The organism is Paenibacillus sp. FSL R10-2782 (assembly GCF_038592985.1).
Taxonomy (GTDB): domain Bacteria; phylum Bacillota; class Bacilli; order Paenibacillales; family Paenibacillaceae; genus Paenibacillus; species Paenibacillus terrae_C.
The window spans coordinates 5,093,194-5,111,276 of sequence record NZ_CP151951.1 but is presented as its reverse complement, the minus strand read 5'-3'; the positions used below and the strand labels follow the sequence as shown (position 1 = coordinate 5,111,276).

16 protein-coding genes are annotated in these 18,083 nt (G+C 48.1%); 13 read left to right on the top strand and 3 right to left on the bottom strand.

Annotated features, from left to right (window positions below; all coding sequences use genetic code 11):
- Positions 1-205: 205 nt before the first annotated feature.
- The 9 genes from NST83_RS23290 (at position 206) to NST83_RS23250 (ending at position 10,259) form a co-directional block, all read left to right on the top strand.
- Positions 206-1,174 (top strand): cation diffusion facilitator family transporter, encoded by a 969-nt coding sequence (locus NST83_RS23290; RefSeq protein ID WP_342415817.1) that lies wholly within the window; start codon positions 206-208, stop codon positions 1,172-1,174.
- Positions 1,175-1,289: 115 nt separating this feature from the next.
- Positions 1,290-2,312 (top strand): LCP family protein, encoded by a 1,023-nt coding sequence (locus NST83_RS23285; protein WP_342415816.1) that lies wholly within the window; start codon positions 1,290-1,292, stop codon positions 2,310-2,312.
- A 153-nt stretch (positions 2,313-2,465) separates the two neighbouring features.
- Complete coding sequence (locus NST83_RS23280; RefSeq protein WP_137060618.1) at positions 2,466-3,629, top strand: AI-2E family transporter; 1,164 nt, start codon at positions 2,466-2,468, stop codon at positions 3,627-3,629.
- A gap of 128 nt (positions 3,630-3,757) precedes the next feature.
- Positions 3,758-4,777, top strand: coding sequence for an LLM class flavin-dependent oxidoreductase (locus NST83_RS23275; protein WP_342415815.1), 1,020 nt, complete (start codon positions 3,758-3,760; stop codon positions 4,775-4,777).
- 230 nt (positions 4,778-5,007) lie between these two features.
- Positions 5,008-5,901 carry an ABC transporter ATP-binding protein gene (locus tag NST83_RS23270; protein ID WP_137060616.1) on the top strand — a complete coding sequence of 298 codons (894 nt, stop codon included), beginning with the start codon at positions 5,008-5,010 and terminating at the stop codon, positions 5,899-5,901.
- Between the two features lie 10 nt (positions 5,902-5,911).
- On the top strand, positions 5,912-6,712 hold the full coding sequence (locus tag NST83_RS23265) for a hypothetical protein (protein ID WP_342415814.1): 801 nt from the start codon (positions 5,912-5,914) through the stop codon (positions 6,710-6,712).
- An 85-nt stretch (positions 6,713-6,797) separates the two neighbouring features.
- Positions 6,798-7,274: a glutathione peroxidase gene (locus tag NST83_RS23260; RefSeq protein WP_342415813.1), complete on the top strand. Its 477-nt coding sequence runs from the start codon at positions 6,798-6,800 to the stop codon at positions 7,272-7,274.
- 389 nt (positions 7,275-7,663) lie between these two features.
- The gene (locus tag NST83_RS23255; RefSeq protein ID WP_342415812.1) at positions 7,664-9,025 is read left to right on the top strand and encodes an FAD-dependent oxidoreductase; all 1,362 of its coding nucleotides are present in this window, start codon (positions 7,664-7,666) and stop codon (positions 9,023-9,025) included.
- Between the two features lie 385 nt (positions 9,026-9,410).
- Positions 9,411-10,259 carry a formate/nitrite transporter family protein gene (locus tag NST83_RS23250; RefSeq protein ID WP_342415811.1) on the top strand — a complete coding sequence of 283 codons (849 nt, stop codon included), beginning with the start codon at positions 9,411-9,413 and terminating at the stop codon, positions 10,257-10,259.
- A gap of 149 nt (positions 10,260-10,408) precedes the next feature.
- Here the strand turns inward: NST83_RS23250 and NST83_RS23245 are convergent, their stop codons facing one another.
- The gene (locus tag NST83_RS23245) at positions 10,409-10,627 is read right to left on the bottom strand and encodes a hypothetical protein (RefSeq protein ID WP_342415810.1); all 219 of its coding nucleotides are present in this window, start codon (positions 10,625-10,627) and stop codon (positions 10,409-10,411) included.
- Between NST83_RS23245 and NST83_RS23240 the strand changes: the two genes are divergently transcribed.
- From NST83_RS23240 to NST83_RS23230, 3 genes are all read left to right on the top strand, one after another.
- Complete coding sequence (locus NST83_RS23240) at positions 10,619-12,751, top strand: molybdopterin oxidoreductase family protein (protein WP_342415809.1); 2,133 nt, start codon at positions 10,619-10,621, stop codon at positions 12,749-12,751. The two genes, NST83_RS23245 and NST83_RS23240, sit on opposite strands and share 9 nt — an antisense overlap.
- A 47-nt stretch (positions 12,752-12,798) precedes the next feature.
- On the top strand, positions 12,799-14,052 hold the full coding sequence (locus NST83_RS23235) for an MFS transporter (protein WP_342415808.1): 1,254 nt from the start codon (positions 12,799-12,801) through the stop codon (positions 14,050-14,052).
- A gap of 103 nt (positions 14,053-14,155) precedes the next feature.
- A complete protein-coding gene (locus tag NST83_RS23230; protein WP_342415807.1) occupies positions 14,156-14,650 on the top strand; it encodes a GNAT family N-acetyltransferase in 495 nt (164 codons plus the stop codon).
- A gap of 111 nt (positions 14,651-14,761) precedes the next feature.
- Here the strand turns inward: NST83_RS23230 and NST83_RS23225 are convergent, their stop codons facing one another.
- Positions 14,762-15,310, bottom strand: a complete 549-nt coding sequence (locus NST83_RS23225; RefSeq protein WP_342415806.1) for a GNAT family protein — start codon at positions 15,308-15,310, stop codon at positions 14,762-14,764.
- A gap of 84 nt (positions 15,311-15,394) precedes the next feature.
- Complete coding sequence (locus NST83_RS23220) at positions 15,395-16,120, bottom strand: copper amine oxidase (RefSeq protein ID WP_342415805.1); 726 nt, start codon at positions 16,118-16,120, stop codon at positions 15,395-15,397.
- Positions 16,121-16,328: 208 nt separating this feature from the next.
- On the opposite strand from NST83_RS23220, the gene NST83_RS23215 reads away from it, so the two are divergent.
- A complete protein-coding gene (locus tag NST83_RS23215) occupies positions 16,329-18,008 on the top strand; it encodes a glutamine--tRNA ligase/YqeY domain fusion protein (protein WP_342415804.1) in 1,680 nt (559 codons plus the stop codon).
- Positions 18,009-18,083 lie beyond the last annotated feature (75 nt).

Sequence of the window (18,083 nt, the reverse complement as noted above, 5' to 3'; positions counted from 1 at the left end):
GCTATTGTAATCTCCACCCATGCCGCTGATGCGGCAGCATCATATGATGACACAAGCAGCATTACTGCGCTGAGCTAACAAAGTAAACCAGCGGCATAGCTGCCTTGAGCAACTGAAGAAAAACCAGCAGCATAGCTGCCTTAAAAACAACTGATTAACTTGGCGATAACAGTTGTTTTTAAGATAGATACGGAGGTTATACATCATGCAGGAACAGGATATGGGCAAACGTGCTATGCTGTCAGCGTGGATCAGCCTGATCAGCAACATCCTATTAACCGGCATTAAAATCATTACAGGCGTCATGTTCAACAGCAAGGTGCTGGTTGCTGATGGTGTGCATAACGCCGGGGACGTAATCGCCTCGGCAACGGCACTGGGAGCGATGCGTATATCGAGTCTTCCGCCGGATGAGGATCATCCTTATGGTCACGGCAAGGCAGAGGTCATTGGGGCCAGCGTGGTGGCGGTCATTTTATTCGCAGCCGGCATATTTATTGGCTATCATTCCATTATGGCGCTGTTTGAGCCTATGCCGAAGGAACATATACTGGCACTGGTGGCGGCAATCATCTCCCTGCTCTGGAAGCAATGGCTGTATATATATACCATCCGTATCGGAAGGGCAGCCAACAGCCAGGGGCTTATAGCTACGGCCAAGGATCATTTGGCGGATGTGTACGCCTCCGCTGCTGCTGTACTAGGTATTGGTTTAGGTCTGATCGGGGAGCATTGGAGCATTCCTATTTTATCCTACGGTGACCCGATTGCAGGGTTTGTGGTCGCATTGCTGGTTCTGAGGCTGGCGTGGGAAATGGGCCGTGAATCCATAGATATACTGATGGAAAAGGCGATCGCAACCGAGGAAATCGAAAGCTATGCGGAAGCAGCCCTAAGTGTAGACGACGTTCAGCGAATTGACCGCATTCGTGCCCGTGAGCACGGTCATTACATTATTGTGGACATCCGCGCTTCTGTGGATGCTTCCCTGACGATTCAGCAGGGACATGATATTATCCGGCTGATCAAAGGGGCTGTGATGAAGCAGGAGCCGAGGGTTTACGAGGTGCTTGTGCATCTTAATCCATGGTACGCGGACACCCCTGACAATGCTAACCTGGCGCCGCAAGAACATAAGAATAACAGCGTGACAGACAAGGAAAACAATCATTAGCCGCAGGTCAATCGTGCTATGCTGAACAGACGACCCGAATTGACAGATAACTTGCAGGGAGGGTATGCTTTTATAAGCTGAAAGATGTTGAATAAAAGCGAGGTTACCCGAAAATATGCGAAAAATATTAAAATGGCTGGGTATTTCTGTGACTGCGGCAGTTCTTTTGGTGGGCGGATATTATGCTTACTCTATATATCATTTTACAAATCAAATTTCGGTCGCTACTGGTCAGGATTCGAAATTTAAGCCGCAAGCACAAAGCCAGTCCCCAACAAATGTACAGCCCGTAGAAGTGTCTCTTCCCCCGGAGTGGGATGGAAAAGAGAGAGTGAATATTTTGCTGCTGGGCGGCGATTCACGCGGGGAGGATTCAGGACGCTCTGACTCTGTTATGGTTGCTTCTGTTGATCCGGTCACGAAGAAGGCTACGCTTATGTCGATCCTGCGTGATACGTACGTTGATATTCCGGGCCATGGGCAAGGTCGATTGAATGCCGCATTTTCTTACGGCGGGCCTGACCTGACCAGACAAACGGTGAGCGACCTGCTCGGCATACCGATCCAATACTATGTATACACGGATTTTAACGGCTTTATTGCGCTGGTGGATTCTGTGGGCGGTATTGATCTGGATGTCGAAAAGGATATGTACTACACTTCCAAAGCAGACAAGCACCAGTTTGATATTGATCTGAAAAAGGGAATGCAGCACATGGACGGCAAAACGGCCTTGCAATATGTACGTTTTCGTCATGATGCCACTTCCGATTTTACGCGTACGGAGCGGCAACGCAAATTTATTACCGAGCTGGGTGGCAAAATCCAGTCGACCTCGTCTCTGATTAAGCTGCCAAGTATTTTAAACAGCATCTCTCCATATATTGAAACGAATCTGAGCACAACGGAAATGCTGCAACTGGCTTCATTAGGCTTTAATATCGACGCCAAAACCATCGCGAAACAGCAAATTCCACCGAATGAGCTGGTGCGAGAGACAACGGTTAAGGGGGCACAGGTATTGGGTGTGGACCAGAGAAAGCTTAAGAGCTTTGTACAAAATATGTTTGAGCAAGAAAACAAACCTGTGACCACAACGACGGATTCTGCTGCAACCAAGACAAACGATACTCCATAACATTCCAAAGCAAGCAAAGTCTGTATGCTGTCGTACGACTTTGTTTGCTTTTGTGTTATATGGGTATAACCTTGTATATATTAATCTAAAAATATATCCTAACAATATGTAGGATCTTTACACTCATTTGCTTAAAGAGAAGGGGAATGTCATGTGGAAACAACTCCAGCATGGAAAGACCGATTCAAAAAGTTTTTTCTGAACAACAAGTTTGTGTTATTCCTGCTGGTACTGCTGCTGATCGGCTTAAACGTATTGGTGCTTACCAAAATTTCGTACATATTTACCCCCGTTATTGTGCTGCTCAAAACGATCATTCTTCCTGTCATTTTGTCCGGTGTTTTGTACTATCTGTTCAATCCGCTGGTTGATGTGCTGGAGCGCAACAAGGTCAAACGGATTTACTCCATTATTGTGCTTTATTTGCTTATCATAGGGATTATTACCGTCGTGATTACATCGGTAGTGCCTGTGATACGCGATCAGATTCAGGGATTGATTCAAAATGTACCTGCATACAGCGAGCAAGTACAACAACAGTTTGAGAAATTAATTGGCAGTGACTTTGTGAATCAGTTCCAGAATACTATTCAAATTAATCCGTCGGAGCTGGCCTCCAAGGCTTCTGAAAAGTTATCTGCCTTTATTAATAATGCCTGGGCAAGTTTGGGAAGCTTTTTGGGTGTAGTCACAGAAACGGTGCTTGCGATCGCTACGGTTCCATTTATTTTGTTTTACTTGCTGAAAGATGGACATAAGCTGCCACAGACGATTCTGAAAATGTTCCCGCCTATGCTGCGTAAAGAGACTGATCGCATTATGACCGAAATGAATCATCAGGTCAGCTCATATATACGGGGGCAGATTATTGTCAGCTTCTGTATCGGGGTGCTGTTGTATATCGGCTACTTGATCATCGGACTGGACTATTCTCTGACGCTTGCTGTCATTGCGTCCTTTACGAGCGTTGTTCCTTATTTGGGACCTGTGATTGCCATTACGCCTGCATTAATTGTAGCTTTGGTAACATCTCCGGTTATGCTGCTCAAAATGGTCATTGTATGGACAGTCGTACAGCTCATTGAGGGTAAATTTATTTCTCCGCAAATTATGGGCAAGTCTCTCCGGGTGCATCCGATCACCATTATCTTTGTCATTCTGACGGCGGGCAATCTGTTTGGAGTGGTAGGGATTATACTGGCGGTTCCGGGCTATGCTGTATTGAAGGTTATCGTCACACATCTGTTTAGTTTCTTTAAAAAGCGTTCACATCTTTATGAAGCGGATAAAGTGAAGGCGAGCCTCAACGAAAAATAAACATTTCCAATTCCGGTGTAAAATCAATTTTCCAGTATAAATCAAATTGGCCCCTCTTGGGTAACTGTGGCTTCGCGTGCTATAATTAATGCCTATTCTTATTCCCAAACAGAAAGGTCAGACTTTATATGATAAAACTCAGCATTCTTGACCAATCTCCGGTATCGGAAGGCATGACGCATGCGCAAGCATTACAAAAGACCGCTGAGCTTGCTATAGAGGCGGAGCGCTTGGGGTATCATCGCTTTTGGGTATCAGAGCATCATGCTGCCTCTAATCTTGCTGGTTCCAGCCCGGAGGTATTGATTTCGCATCTGGCCGCTCGTACCTCAACCATTCGAGTGGGATCAGGCGGTGTGATGCTGCCGCATTACAGCGCTTATAAAGTAGCGGAAAACTTCCGTGTATTGGAGGGCTTGTACCCGGGGCGCATGGATTTGGGTCTGGGACGAGCGCCGGGAGGAATGCCAATCGCTACCAGAGCCTTGCAGGAGGGTAAAATGCGAGGTGGTGTCGATCTGTACCCCGAGCAGTTGGATGACCTGCTAGCCTATTTGCATGACAGTACGGGCAGTGATCATCGCTTCGGCTCATTACAGGCGATGCCGCTCGTAGAAACCGTGCCAGAAATGTGGCTGCTCGGCTCCAGCGGCGACAGTGCGGGACTTGCAGCCGAACGTGGCGTGGGCTTTGCATTTGCGCAGTTCATCAACGGCGAAGGCGGCACAGGAGCGATGCAAGAGTATCAGGAGCATTTCAAGCCTTCGCAGCACAGTGATCAGCCGCGTTCACTTGTCGCTGTATTTGCTATCTGTGCGGATACCGAAGAGGAAGCCAATCGGTTGGCTTCCAGTATGGATCTGTCCCTGGTGTTGCTGGAGCAGGGAATGCGTTCCGCTGGCACACCTTCCGTAGAAAAGGCATTGGCCTATCCTTATACGCCATATGACCGGATGCGCATCCGTGAAAATCGCAAGCGCATGGTAGTTGGCTCACCTGAGCAAGTGAAGCACCAAATTGAGCAATTAAGTGAGGCTTATCATACACAGGAAATCATGGTCGCAAGTATTATTCATGACTTTGACGCCAAGTTGAAATCCATACGTCTCATGGCTGAAGCATTTGGGCTGCGTTCTGTACAGTCTTGATGTTGTCTGCCGGATATTGGAAGACCATAGCTTTGAGGAGCTGTGGTCTTCTTTTGTGAATTTTCGGGGTCATTTTCCGTGAAATGATTCCTATGCTAAGGGAATATGCCAATCAATACTTGATAATGATTATCAATATCTTTATTATATAAAGATAGCATGAAGTTTTGATGAATCACGTGCGTTAAGCCCGTAACTATATATTAGATAAGGGAAAGGAATGATTCCGAATGTTTCGTCTGAAAACGGCTAATCTGGATATTGCTTATGAAGATCGGTTGATTGTGGAGGATCTGAACGTTGAAATACCGCAAGGGAAAATCACAGCATTGGTGGGCGCAAATGGCTCCGGCAAGTCCACCATTCTGAAGACGATGGCTCGCATCATGAATCCTAAAGGCGGCAGCGTTCTGCTCGACGGTAAATCCATTCATAAGCAATCTACCCGGGAGGTAGCGAAGCAGTTGGCTATTTTGCCTCAAAATCCGACTGCACCAGAAGGGTTGACCGTGACGGAACTGGTATCTTACGGACGTTTTCCCTATCAAAAAGGCTTTGGCTCCATGAAAGCAGATGATCGTAAAATGGTAGAGTGGGCCATTCAGGTGACAGGTATGAGCGAATTCCACGATCGCCCGATCGACCAGCTTTCTGGCGGGCAGCGTCAGCGTGCATGGATTGCCATGGCGCTTGCGCAGGATACGGATATTTTGTTTCTGGATGAACCGACTACCTTTTTGGATATGGCGCATCAATTGGAAGTGTTGCATTTGCTAGAATATTTGAACACTTCGGCCGAACGTACCATTGTCATGGTCGTGCATGATTTGAACCATGCTGCCCGGTACGCCCAGCATATGATTGCGATCAAAAAAGGGAAGGCCGAGGCTGTAGGAACGCCGACCGAGGTCATGTCCCCTGACGTGCTGCGCGAGGTGTTCGGAATTGAAGCAGATATCGTAACAGATCCTCGTACAGGTGTACCGCTGTGTCTTCCATATGCTTTGGCCGGACAACCAGCGGTAAGCCAGGCCGTAAAGGGATTGAAGCTGGAGGAGAATCATGTAGCTGGCTCCGTTTCCGAGCGGCGTGAAGCCAGACCACAGGTAGCGGCAAGAGGATAAAGGAGACGTAATGAAACCATTGGATTATGAGCAGCTTGAGCAATTGGCGCGAATAGTGACAGACACACCAGAAGATGCAGTATACTCCGGGCCCGTGGCTGAATGGCTTGAACCGGATAAGCTTCGCACTGTGCTGGAGTATTATGGTGAGTTGCTGTGTGCGGAAGACAGCTTGACCACAGCTGTTTATTTTGTGAACCAGTTGCGTGGTCTTGTATTTGCCCAGCATTTTATGGTGTCTTTGTGTGAACGCCGTCTCGATCTGTCGGTTTCCAATCTCAGATTTCATATTTGCTATCAAGGGAAATATCCCGCCATCAGCTTTCAGGTCATCGACCAAACAGAGCTGGACAGCAACAGGCAAGACGAGCATCATTCATCCGGGCAAGCGCAGCAGGTGCTGCGCGACTTTTACAGCTTGCAGATCAGACCGATACTGGAGGCGATGGCTTCGGCAGGAGGTGCATCTGTTGGACAGATGTGGGGACAGTTCCCGCTGACTTTGCTGTATTTTAAGGACAGGGTACAGCCATCGCTAACCGATCCACAGGATGTGGAGCGTTTGGAACAAGATTATTATTATGTGACGCGGGAGCTGGAGGGAGAGGTGTTCGGGCGGAAAAGAAACCCGTTTACGGTCCGTCTCGTTGAGCTGGATAACCCTTACCGTCCCGGTGAGAAGGCATATATGAAACCGTCCTGCTGCCAATATTACAAAACAGGCGGAGGCCAGCGGTATTGTTTTGCGTGTCCAAGGATGTCCGCCTCAGAACGTAAAGAACGCAGACTCGAAGTGGTGGCGTCTCGCTAGTATCGAGGGAAATTGGCATGTCCGTCTCGTTTTGGGTAAAATAGGTGATGAAACTTAAACCAAGCGAAACAAAGGAGGATGCTATATGTCCGTCTATTCACATCATGCTGTAACACCAGCGAATCAGGAGGTTCCTCTGGATACCTACACCGGTAAGGTGCTGGTAATCGCGAACACCGCCAGCAAATGCGGACTCACCCCACAATATGGGGATTTGCAAAAGCTATATGATGAATATAAGGATCGGGGACTGGTTGTATTAGGCTTTCCTTGCAACCAATTTGGCGGTCAGGAGCCGGGCAGCAGCGAGGAAGCGGCTGAATTTTGCCAACTGAATTACGGGGTGAATTTCCCGGTATTCGCTAAAGTGGACGTTAACGGCCCGGATACGGCATCTCTGTTTGAATATTTGAAAAAGCAGCAGCCTGGAGAGCAGGAAGATGGTACGATTCAATGGAATTTTACGAAATTCATTGTGAATCGTGAAGGTGTACCTGTGGGTCGTTTTGAACCTAAAGAATCACCAGAGGCGATGAAAGCGGCCATCGAGCAACTGCTATAATAGCCTCCACTTAGTTAGGAATATACGTTTACATAAGGTCGAATCTCCGTTGTTTTTCGAGATTCGGCCTTTTTGTGCTTTCTGTATTTTACATGTGGTATCGTTCGTTGCAGTAGCATTTGGAAGCCTGATATAAAGGCATAGCCAAGGCCCATATGGGAAAAGCTAAATGAAGCAAAGTGGCGTTGCAGCAAACGGTTGACGTTGTATCTTCCTGACTTTAAAAATGTGGACAAATTGTGAATATCATAAAAAGCTATTGTAATGTGAAAAATATCACACTATAATAAGCACAAGAAGTGAAATAAATCACAATCAACAATGCGGTTACGTGAAACTATTCACAAATATCATATATTTTATGCCCACACACCAAGGAGGAATTCAACATGAAAGTAGCAGTTATCGGATGTACACACGCAGGTACGGCAGCCATCGTCAACACAGCCAAATGTTATCCAGATGCAGAAATTACCGTTTACGAGCGTAATGACAATATTTCGTTTTTATCCTGTGGTATTGCACTGTACGTAGGTGGTGTCGTCAAAGATCCGCACGGATTGTTTTATTCTTCCCCGAATGAACTGGCGGAGCTGGGTGTCGTGACCAAGATGCTTCATGAGGTAACGAATGTCGATACAGCAGGCAAAACGCTGCAAGCACGCAATCTCCAAACAGGAGAAGAATTTACGGACACCTTTGATAAATTGATTGTTACTACGGGCTCGTGGCCTATTATTCCGAAGCTGGAAGGTATTGAGCTTGATCATATCCTGCTCTGCAAAAACTATAATCATTCCAATGACATCATTGAGAAAGCCAAGCATGTACAGAATATTACAGTTGTTGGAGCCGGATATATCGGTGTTGAGCTGGTGGAAGCTTTTCAAATGAACGGCAAGAACGTAACGCTGATTGACAGCGCTGATCGTATTTTGAATAAATATTTGGACCCGGAATATACAGACCGAATTGAAGATTCCTTGAAGGAACATGGCATCAAGCTGGTGCTGGGAGAAACAGTAAGCCGTTTTGAAGGAAATAACGGCAAGGTGAATAAAGTGGTGACATCCCAAGGAGAATATGAAACAGAGCTTGTTATTCTCTGCATCGGCTTCCGTCCTCAAACGGATCTGCTTAAAGGTCAGGTAGACATGCTGCCTAACGGCGCGATCATTGTGGACAATTTTATGCAAAGCAGCTGCCCGGACGTATTTGCTGCAGGCGATAGCTGTGCAATCCGCTATAACCCGACAGGCCAAACAGCGTATATTCCGTTGGCAACCAACGCTGTTCGTATGGGCACGCTGGTGGCACGCAATTTGGTCCAACCGACCATTGCCTATATGGGAACACAGGGAACTTCGGGTATTAAAATTTATGAAGATAATATTGCAGGAACAGGTTTGACGGAAGCGGCAGCAGCGGACGAAGGTATGGCCGTAGAGGCTGTAACCATTGAGGACAGCTACCGTCCTGAATTTATGCCAACGTCGGAAAAGGTGCTGCTGAAAGTTGTATATGAGCAGGAGACACGGAGAATTGTCGGAGCACAAATTATGTCGAAGGTAGATTTGACCCAATCGATTAATACCCTGTCGGTGGCGATCCAAAATCATATGACCATTGACCAACTGGCCTTTGTGGATTTCTTCTTCCAGCCGCATTATAACAAGCCTTGGAATTTCCTGAATGCAGCGGGTTTGCAAGCATTGCCGCCGATATCTGAACGGAAGCCAGTTACCGTATAATTCATTTTGTCTGTGACATTGTTCATAAGTTTGTCAACAATCTGAGACGTATGGACGAATCCTTATAGTACAATATAGAGTAGCATAAGGATTAGGGGGTAAGTAGCTTATGGATTTGTTTTATATCCTTTTTCTTGTAGCCGTGGCGCTGGTAGGCCTAGGTGGAGTTATTTGGTTCTTAAGAGCAGTTGAAAAGGAAGAATACAACTAAATGTAAAGCGCATAGTAGCGCAGTAGACGTAATAATACATGAAAAACAGTCCTTTATCCAAGGGCTGTTTTTTAATATTCATTAAAGTGATTTTTTTCACAAACAAAACCACTGATTTTAAATAAAATATGTGAGAGAATGTTGTAGTAAAAAGATGTTAAAGGAGCGGAATATATGGCAAGTTATAAACCGGGGCAGATTGCTGAAAAGACGGTGGAAACAGGAGTGGCCAAAGCGAACAATCCATGGACTGTGGCAGTGGTATTGGGATTTTTAGCAGGTGCATTTATTGCGCTTGGTTTTTTGCTAGATATACGAGTTATCGCAAGCGCGCCCAAAGAATGGGGGAGTATTGCTACTTTTATTGGAGCAGCCGTGTTCCCTGTAGGTCTGGTATTGGTATTGATCGGAGGCGGAGAATTGCTGACCGGTAATATGATGGCAGTCCCTCTAGCGAGATGGGCAGGACGGATCAAGACCGGGGCGATGTTCCGTAATTTAGCAATTATTACGCTTAGTAATTTTGCGGGTGCGTTGTTTGTTGCCTTTTTCTTTGGTCATGTGCTGGGTTTAACCGAGACAGGACCTTATTTGGACAAAGTGGTGGATATGGCGGGACACAAGCTGCATGAAAGCTTTTTGCAATCGTTTATATCCGGTATTGGATGTAACTGGCTGGTAGCGTTGGCTGTCTGGTTGGCGTATAGCACGGATTCGATCGGCGGCAAAATTATGGGGATCTGGTTCCCGACGATGGCCTTTGTAGCTATCGGATTTCAGCACGTTGTAGCCAATATGTTTCTGATCCCAGCGGCTATTTTCGCAGGTCATTTTTCATGGGCAGATTATATTATGAACTTCATCCCGGTTTGGCTGGGGAATTTGGTGGGAGGAAGCATGTTCGTAGCTGGAGCTTACTGGTTGGCATATTTGAAAAAGCCTCATTCCGCTGTACATTCTGTGAATGAATCACCTCAGGCACCCTCGTCTACTGCAACGACTCCGTTGAGTGACCATGCCTGATTAAGCAGGGCTTAGAAAAATGGGAACAAAGCAAATCCGCCATGGCAGGTCCGGGGGAACGAAACCTGTCATGGCGGATTCTTTTGGGAGTGGTCCAAGGTTTGGCATGGAGGATGAGTGTGCTCTCGTCCATAATGCCTTGATCTCTTTTACCCTTGGTATTCAATATTGAAACAGGTATGATAAAAAAATAATATAGAATATTTGAAATCCGTTTTGCTGTGAGCAGCAAGCGGATTTTTTAATCTTTTGGACGGATTTGGGTTGGCAAAATCCTTCTCTTGCCATAGGACATAGCTGTATATATGATAAGAACAGTGTAATTTTTGGAAACGGTAACGGAAAGGAGCATCAACACCATGGATCATCGCAACAGCGCCCCTCCTGAGGACGTGCTTCAGCAAGACTTGCAAAGGGAGCAGCGAATGACGGAGCGTACGGACGGTATTTTCCCAGCTGTATGTCCGCTGGATTGCCCGGATACGTGCGGGCTCCTGCTTCACAAGGAAGATGGAAAGATCGTCAAGGTGACTGGTAACCCGGATCATCCCATTACAAAAGGGGCTATTTGCAACAAAGTTCGCAATATGACGGAGCGGGTGTATGACCCCGAGCGGCTGCTCTATCCGTTGAAGCGTGTAGGCCCCAAGGGGAAAGGGGAGTTCGAACGAATTAGCTGGGAGGAGGCAGTCGATACCATTACTGGCCGCTTCAAGGAACTGATTCGCACGGATGGCCCGGAATCTATTCTCCCCTACAGCTTTTACGGCAATATGGGCGTGTTGAGTGTGGACGGGATGGATCGCCGTTTTTTCAATGCGCTGGGTTCAAGCCAACTGGACCAGACGATTTGCAGTGTGGCCGGGAATGAAGGCTGGGCATCCGTCATGGGTTTTAAGGGCGGCACCAGTCCAGAGGATACAGAGGATGCTGACCTCATTATTGTATGGGGTGGAAATGTCATCAGCACCAATATGCATCAGGTGGTGTTGGCCGAGAAGGCACGCAAAAAAGGTGCCAAGGTGATCGTCATTGATGTCCACCGCAACCGGACAGCGCAATGGGCGGATTGGTTCATTCCGCTCTACCCGGGAACGGATACCGCGCTTGCGCTGGGTGTTATGCATGTACTGTTCGAGCAAGGGCTGACGGACGATGAATTTTTGCGCCGCTATACGGTCGGTCATGAGGAACTGCGCGAGCATGTGAGGGCATATACCCCGCAGCGCGTCTCACGTATTACAGGTGTGCCGGAGGCAGATATTATCCGTCTCGCGGAGATGTACGGACAGGCGCGAGCGGCGTATATCAACATTGGCAACGGGCTTCAGCATCATGATAATGGCGGCATGAATGTACGCGCGGTTACATGCTTGCCCGCGCTCACCGGGCAATGGCTAAAGCACGGCGGGGGAGCATCACGCTCCAACGGCGCTTACGGCAAATTCAACGGCGCCAATCTGGCCCGTCCTGATTTGCGTAAAAACCCGGATGCCCGGGTGATCAACATGAACCAAATCGGCGAAGCGCTGCTACAGAAGGACGTGCCGATCAAGGCGCTGTTCGTGTATTGCAGCAATCCGGTTGTCGTAGCACCCGATGCTGATCGGGTGACGCAGGGGTTTGAACGGGAGGATTTGTTCACGGTCGTTCACGACCTGTTCCTCACCGATACGGCCCGCTATGCGGATATTGTCCTGCCTGCTGCGTCTTCTTTTGAAGGTACAGACCTGTACAAATCCTACTGGCATCACTATGTCCAGATGCAGAAGCCAGTCATTGCTCCGCTCGGAGAAAGCAAAAGCAACTATGAGCTGTTTAGCCTGCTCGGACGAGCCATGGGCTTTGATGAGGCTGCTTTCACGGAAAGTGAAGAGGACATGATCGCGGGTGCACTTGATAACCCGACGAATCCTTATCTCAACGGTGTGACTTTAGAAGCCTTAAAAAAGTCACCTTTTGTCAAACTGGACATGACGCCGAAGGCTACCTATCTGGATCGTCTGACTACGCCTTCGGGCAAGATTGAGCTGTATTCGGAAAAGATGAAGCAAGCGGGTCTGCCCGCGATGCCTTCGTATGTGCCGCTGATCGAAGGATACGACGGAGAGCATCGGCCGCAAGCGGACGAGCGGTTCCCGCTGATGTTTATTTCGCCACCGAATCATAATTTTCTGAATTCCACGTTCGCAAACTTACCCAAGCATCAGCGGCTGGAACGAGAGCCTTTGCTGCAAATTCATCCGGAGGATGCTCAGGCAAGAGACATCGCGGACGGTGATCCGGTTACGGTATGGAACGACCGGGGAACGTATGAGCTGAAAGCCAAAGTCACGGATCTGATGCTGCCTGGTACGGTGATTAGCCAAGGGTTATGGTGGGAAGGTAAAGGACGCAGACAGCGTGCTAATGTATTAACCTCTGACCGACTGTCGGATATGGGGCGGGGGGCTACTTTCTTTTCAACGGTGGTGAATGTGAAGCGTCAATGAGATAATGTCTTGTTATGGTGTCAGATGCTAAAGGAGAAACAAAATATATGAAATGGTTGGATTCTTATCCGAAGGAAGTAAAAGTGTTTCTTGTCGCCAGTCTCATTAATTCCGCCGGGAGCTCTCTTATGTGGCCGTTGGTTAGCATGTATGTGTTTGACGAGCTGCACCGCAGCATGGGAGATGCGGGAATTGCGATTTTGGTGCAGTCTCTGGGCGGGATTTTTGGTCAGGTGTTAGGAGGAGCCCTTTATCACCGCATTGGGGCCAAAAAACTGATTGTCTGCTCGCTGGCAATGAACGCGCTGGGACTTCTCACACTTCCTTTTACCAGCGGTCACTGGATTGCGTTTGTTATTATGATGGGCTTTATCGGCTTTTTTAATGTCGTATCTGTGCCCGCGATTCAGGCGTTTGTAGGTTTTCGCTTTGCTGACCGCCGTGGAGAGCTATTCAACATTATCTATGTTGCCAATAATATAGGGGTGGCGTTGGGTACGGGACTGAGCGGCGTTCTGGCCGATCTCTCCTATCAGCTTAGCTTTGTCATGAACGGGATTACCTCTGCGGTATTTGCCGGGTTTTTCTGGTCCTATCTGAGCAGGGTCGATCGGGAAGAGGGGGAAGTTCATCTCAGCAAGTCCGTGAAGAAAAGAACAGAGGAAATACCAGCGCGGCTGCTCTTCCGTGATACTAGGCTGTATCTCTTCGTCGGGTTGGGCTCGCTCTTTTTATGGTTCGGTAATTCGATCTGGAATACGGGCGTATCTCCATATATTATTGAGCAGGGCTTGCCTAAAACGATGTACGGGCTACTATGGACACTGAACGGTGTGCTAATTTTTGCTGCACAGCCGATTATTTTCTGGCTCAAGCGTCTCTACGCCCGGCACGCTTCGGCTCAAATGAAGTGGGCCGGGGGATTTTATTTGGCAGCCTACATCGTCATGCTAGGCACACAGAACTATACGGGTATGATATTCGCCATGGTTTTGGCAACCCTAGGAGAAATGCTGATCGCACCTGCGGTTCCGGCATTTTTGTCGGATCACGGAGGTCGGGGGGCACCCTTTTACATTGGGTTAGTAGGGGGTATTGGTGCAGCCGGACGGGTGATGGGGCCTTATATTATGGGGAGGCTATATGATGGCGGTGGTCTGCCGCCCACAATTTGTCTGGCATTGATCGTGGCGGTTTTGTCCATCCTGTTTTTCATTCTGCATAGCGGATTGAACCGTTCCCGCCGTGAAGAGGCTGCTTTTGAGACTACTACGTCCAAGACAGACGTTTCCAGTACTTAAGTCCTAATAAAGACTGTGACAAGCCCGTGATTATGGTACAATAAACGACGAATGGTTGCTGCCTATACTTCAGGAAAGCCTTCATAGGAAGGATTGAAAGAAATTGCTTACAAGTCAACCCCTGACGATACGTCATTCGGAGATGAAGGATGCTCCTGATCTAATTGCGCTGGATGAATTGGTATGGAATGAACGAACAGCCCCCGCCTCGCTGTCATGGAAGTCACGTGGGGAGTTTTTGCGCAATACTCCTCCGGGCTCTCAACTGGTCGCTATCGAACAGGGAGTGCTCTGCGGTTATATCGGATTTCGTTCTCCAACGCTGTTGGCTAGTAATCGCCATGTTTTGGAAATAAATATAGCCGTTCATCCAGCCTATCACCGCAAAGGTATTGGGATGGCGCTTATGAACGCCATGAAGGATATTGCAGCCGTTGAGGGCATTCGCAAATTAAGTTTGCGGGTACTTTCGTGCAACACGGAGGCCCTTATGTTTTATGAAAAATGCGGATTCTTGATCGAAGGACGTTTGCATGAGGAGTTTTACATAGCTGGCCAATTCGTGGACGATGTGTTAATGGCCTGTTTCTTAAAATAGACATGGATTCTACAACGCAATCAGCTTCTTATAGCCTCCAGATAAGCCGTTCATAAGGAACAGCGCCGCTGGCCCTAAACGGGTTGCGGCGCTGTTCCTTATGTTGCAAGTTTACCGAAGCTGTTTCCACTCGCTCTGGAGCATACCATACACAGCATGGTTCATATAGCCGTCTTGCAGTAGCTCTGCTTCACGGATAATACCTTCGAGTACGAAGCCCAGACGTTCCGGGATCCCCCGGCTGCGGCGGTTGGTGGTAGCGCAACGGATTTCGATCCGGTGAAGGTCCAGCTCTATCAGTGCATACTCGATGAATACGCGGCATGCGCTGGTCATGAGACCTTGTCCTTCGTAACCGTGTCCAAGCCAGTATCCAATGCTGACCGAACGGTGAGTCCAATTGATTTCATGGTAGCTGATGATGCCAGCCAGCTCATTATCCAACCAGATTCCGGCGGTCACGCTGCCATTCTCTGCCGCTTGCTTCAAGGTGCTCTGCACGAACTGCTCTGTGTGGCTGATTTCCGTGGTGGAATCCACCCATGGAAGCCATTGACGCAGGCGGTCACGGGACATTTCGATCAGCTCAAACAGAGGCTGCACATGCTCTTTGGTGAGCGGACGAAGGACGGTGCGTTCGTCCAACGCGTATGTAAACATGATGGATCCCCTCTTTCACTCGGAAAATCGCTAAACCAGCCAGTCTAGCATTTAATCCCATGCTACCTTATTCTGCGAGAGTCGTCAAAATGGAGAGGAAGCTGCAAACTCAATAGGTCCCACCCGGAACCGTCCAAGCTCATATACATACTTCAGCTCCAAATCCCCTACAAATTCGGTTGGGGACACGCTACCGGATACGGTAGCGCGCAGAGGAGCCTCTTCGACATCGTACATGACGACAGAGCTGAAATCGAGACGGTCTGTAAAATGGGCTGGATCATCGTAAAACGCCGATGCTTTAGGATCGAGCGTGTGTGTGATGCCATCAATCGTAACTGCAATATGCACCTGCTGGTTATGGTCACGCAGCTCCACACTGCTATGGACACGCTGAGATACGGCATCTGCCGCAGATTCAACCGCATACTCTTCCATGGTCTGTGCGTTGACGATATGAAGCTCCTGCAATTCGACACCTGTGCCTGAAGCACGAGTCAGGATGACCACCGCTTCGTGAACGCCATCGCCGTTTACATCCGTATAGTACAACTGTGGTGCGGTGGCGACATCTGCCAAGCCTGACCATGCGAATGTACGACGCTGCTGGCCGATTTCCAGCGTGGCTGTGCGAAATAGCCCCTGAGACGGCTCCTCAGCATACAATTTTACGGATGAGTCTTCAGGAGCAACGGCTAACGGACGAGAATGTACGGGTTCTGACGCCGGATCTGGTGAAGGATGACCGGATATTAGATCGGAAGAGGACAAAAGCATAGACAGCAGGATCACGATGAGTAGCTTAAACACGGGTGGGTTCTCCTTTTCCGGGTAAAATAAAAGATATATACACTATAACGAATTTATTTGTCAAAAATGTTAACTTCTTTTCATAACTTGTTACTTTTTGGGCTGAAGAGGGCATAAGGTTTTTCATTTTATTGAGTTATGCGGTGTGAAAGGGTATATTTAAGGGAACCAATTTTGTACAGATTACACGGAAGAAAGGTTGATTAGCGTGGAGAAGCCGATCACTCCCCCCAATTTTATTAAGAGTGTCATTGAAGAGGATTTACGTACGGGTAAGGTAAAGGAAGTCGTTACACGCTTTCCACCAGAGCCGAACGGATATTTGCACATTGGACATGCCAAAGCCATCTGGATCAATTTCTCGTTGGGAGATGAATTCGGAGGACGCACCAACCTGCGTTTTGACGATACGAATCCGGCGAAGGAAGACACGGAATATGTAAACTCCATTCAGGAGGACGTGAAGTGGCTCGGTTATGAATGGGAGGAAAAGCATTTTGCCTCCAACTATTTTGACGAAATGTACAACCGCGCCGTTCTGCTGATTCAAAAGGGTAAAGCCTACGTGGACGATCAAAGCGCGGATCAAATCCGTGAAACTCGTGGCACACTGACCGAACCGGGGCAAAACAGCCCTTACCGCGACCGCAGCGTGGAGGAAAATTTCAAGCTGTTCGAAGAAATGCGAGCAGGGAAATACCAAAACGGTGAAAAGGTACTGCGTGCCAAAATTGATATGGCTTCGGGAAACATTAATTTACGTGATCCGGTGATTTACCGTATTTCGCATACTGAGCATCACAACACGGGTGACAAATGGTGCATTTACCCGATGTATTCCTACGCTCATCCGCTGGAGGATGCCATCGAGGGTGTAACGCACTCACTCTGTTCGCTGGAGTTTGAGGATCAGCGTCCGCTGTACGATTGGGTTGTAGCCGAATGTGAGATGGAAAAGGTGCCGCATCAATACGAATTTGGGCGGCTGAACCTGGCTCAAACCGTAACCAGCAAGCGTAAGCTCAAGCTTCTGGTAGATGAGAAGCATGTAGACGGCTGGGATGATCCACGTATGCCAACGATTTCCGGTTTGCGCCGTCGTGGCTATACGCCGGAAGCGATCCGCAGCTTTGTATATGAGACAGGCATTTCCAAAGCCTACGGCGTGATCGACTTGCAAGTGCTGGAGCATTTTGCACGTGAGGACTTGAAGCTACAGGCACCTCGTACGATGGCGGTCATTGATCCGTTGAAGGTGGTCATTACGAACTATCCTGAAGGTCAGGTTGAAATGCTGGAAGCGGAAAATAACACGGAAAATCCGGAGCTGGGCACACGTCAAATTCCGTTTTCGCGTGAGATTTATATCGAGCGTGAGGATTTCATGGAGAATCCGCCGAGCAAATACTTCCGCTTGTTCCCTGGCAATGAAGTACGCCTCAAGCATGCTTATTTCATCAAATGTAACGATGTCATTAAAGATGCGGATGGTCATGTAACGGAAATCCATTGTACCTACGATATAGAAACCAAGAGCGGATCTGGCTTTACTGGACGCAAAGTCAAAGGAACCATCCATTGGGTGGAGGCTACTCAGGCCGTTCCTGCTGAGTTCCGCCTGTATGAGCCTTTGATTAACGCAGAAGACCCGGAAGCGATTGAAGAGGATGTAACGGAAAAAACCTTCCTCGATCAATTGAATCCAAACTCTCTGGAAATTGCTCACGGCTTTGTCGAGCCGAATATGAAGGAAGCACAGCCGCAGGACAAGTTCCAATTTTTCCGTCATGGTTATTTTAGTGTTGATCCGAAGCTTTCCAAGCCGGGCGAGCCTGTATTTAACCGCGTGGTATCACTGAAAAGTTCTTTCCAATTGCCTAAGCAATAGGTTATTAGTGGAGGATGGTAGCCTCGTGCGACCAAATCAAAAAGGAGTCTGCCATCGGCAGACTCCTTTACTTGT